We start from the raw sequence: 1,601 nt of genomic DNA, 5'->3' as shown, positions 1-1,601 counted from the left end.
AGTAAAAATATCGCTGTATCATCACTGATATTCCAAATGATTTTATTTACAACTTAAGCCAGTATGAGAGCTACACAAAAATAAATATCGCGTACTGACTGGTGGCATTACAATCTCAAATATTTGCACTTATGGCGCAATCTTAAACAATAGGATTCATCTTATATTCAAATAAGATAAATCCCTTTTAATGCTCGGCGCATGACACTACATACTACTTCAGGTCACTTGAAGAAAATGTGGTGCGCGCACTCATCCGGTGTCAGTATTGCGGACCAAACACCGACAACCAAGCGACGGTGTCAGCATCAATCCAAAACCTATCGTCATTGAATGCACCGGCGAAGGTATTGGAATGACACCATCTAACAGGTAGCAGACTAGTAGGTGTGTCCGCCGGAAGCGGTCAGAGGCTTGACCGCCTGGCCATTCTCCAAGCTACGCATGAGGAAAGAAGCACCGCGTATAACCAGTGTGCTGATGCGTGGCGGATCAGTCCAAAGAGTGGGGGTGTCGCTGAAAATCTCTTAAATATTTAGCTTTGAACCACGTCATCTTAAATTAACCGTCCCACCTAAAGGCTGGATCACACGCATGAACCTCAAAATAAAATCCATTGCTATCAGCGCAGTCATTTCTACAGTGGCTACATGTTCGGCTTTTGCTGACGACCCCCTAGCATTAAGAATTTTGAAAAATATTGACGTAACCTCTTTACCCGGTTCTTTTGCCCTCAAAGATGTATCAAAAGGAACAAGGCTAAGAGAGACGCAATTCAACAATTATACAACTGATCCAGATCGTCCTGGAGTTTACCTAGCAACGGACAAGTCCAATAGTTTTATATATAGCGTTGAAATTTTAACCATAAATAGCAAAGGGGTTATAATCTGCTTTGGAGATTTCGCCATGGAAGGAACAGCCAAAACCCTGACCGCGTTACTTGTAGAAAAAAACAAAAAAGGAGCGTTTGTTGCAAAAAAAGAGGTCGATATGGGTGATGAATGCATAATCACACGTTAAAAGTTGCATCACGATAAATCATCGTGATGCAGCAACACAATCACTTCAAGAAACCAAATTCAAGATCCAGACTAATCAACTTACCTTCCGACACTCTGCGTCGAGAAGAAGATTTCCCGTAATGATTTAGCTCGTTTACAGCGGCCGCCCATTTTTTCTGAGTGATCGCTGACCAAAACTTAGGAGAATTCGCCGCCAAATTATCCCCCGACTGGTATGCCAAGCTAATAATTGCAGTTCTTGTATAGATAGGAATTTCGCGAAATGCCCCCTCACCGACAACTGAGTTATATCGCGCCTCAATCGATTTCGAAGTTTTATCCATATACACTTTAGAGAGCAATGCTGCCTGCTGCTCGGTAATGGTCAGAGGCTTTTGAGCCAGTTTATTCGCAGCTTCCTTGCCTTTAAACCCCGTATATTCTGCGAGCTGTTGCACAAGGTCGCTAGAAACACCATCTTTAGTCAAAGACTCGCGCGTCTTACTTCCCAGATCAACACCTATGCCTATGGTCACACCCGACGCTGATGCTGGACCATATTTATCATAAGGAACATAGCCCTTGAGAAGCTGTCCT

2 protein-coding genes are annotated in these 1,601 nt (G+C 43.2%); one reads left to right on the top strand and one right to left on the bottom strand.

What is annotated here, in order from left to right:
- Positions 1–594 precede the first annotated feature (594 nt).
- The gene (locus GNF76_RS29195) at positions 595–1,023 is read left to right on the top strand and encodes a hypothetical protein (RefSeq protein ID WP_155586497.1); all 429 of its coding nucleotides are present in this window, start codon (positions 595–597) and stop codon (positions 1,021–1,023) included.
- Between the two features lie 40 nt (positions 1,024–1,063).
- Here GNF76_RS29195 and GNF76_RS29190 read toward each other — a convergent pair.
- Positions 1,064–1,601, bottom strand: a 538-nt coding sequence (locus GNF76_RS29190; protein ID WP_246212043.1) for a pesticin C-terminus-like muramidase, incomplete at its 5' end; no start/stop codon positions are given.

This window comes from Pseudomonas spelaei (genome assembly GCF_009724245.1).
Taxonomy (GTDB): Bacteria; Pseudomonadota; Gammaproteobacteria; order Pseudomonadales; family Pseudomonadaceae; genus Aquipseudomonas; species Aquipseudomonas spelaei.
The sequence above is the reverse complement of the archived record's forward strand: the minus strand, read 5'-3'. Positions and strand labels throughout refer to the sequence as shown.

Bases quoted from the DNA above. Each gene is read 5' to 3' on its own strand.
- GNF76_RS29195 (WP_155586497.1), top strand. From the start codon at position 595: ATGAACCTCAAAATAAAATCCATTGCTATCAGCGCAGTCATTTCTACA.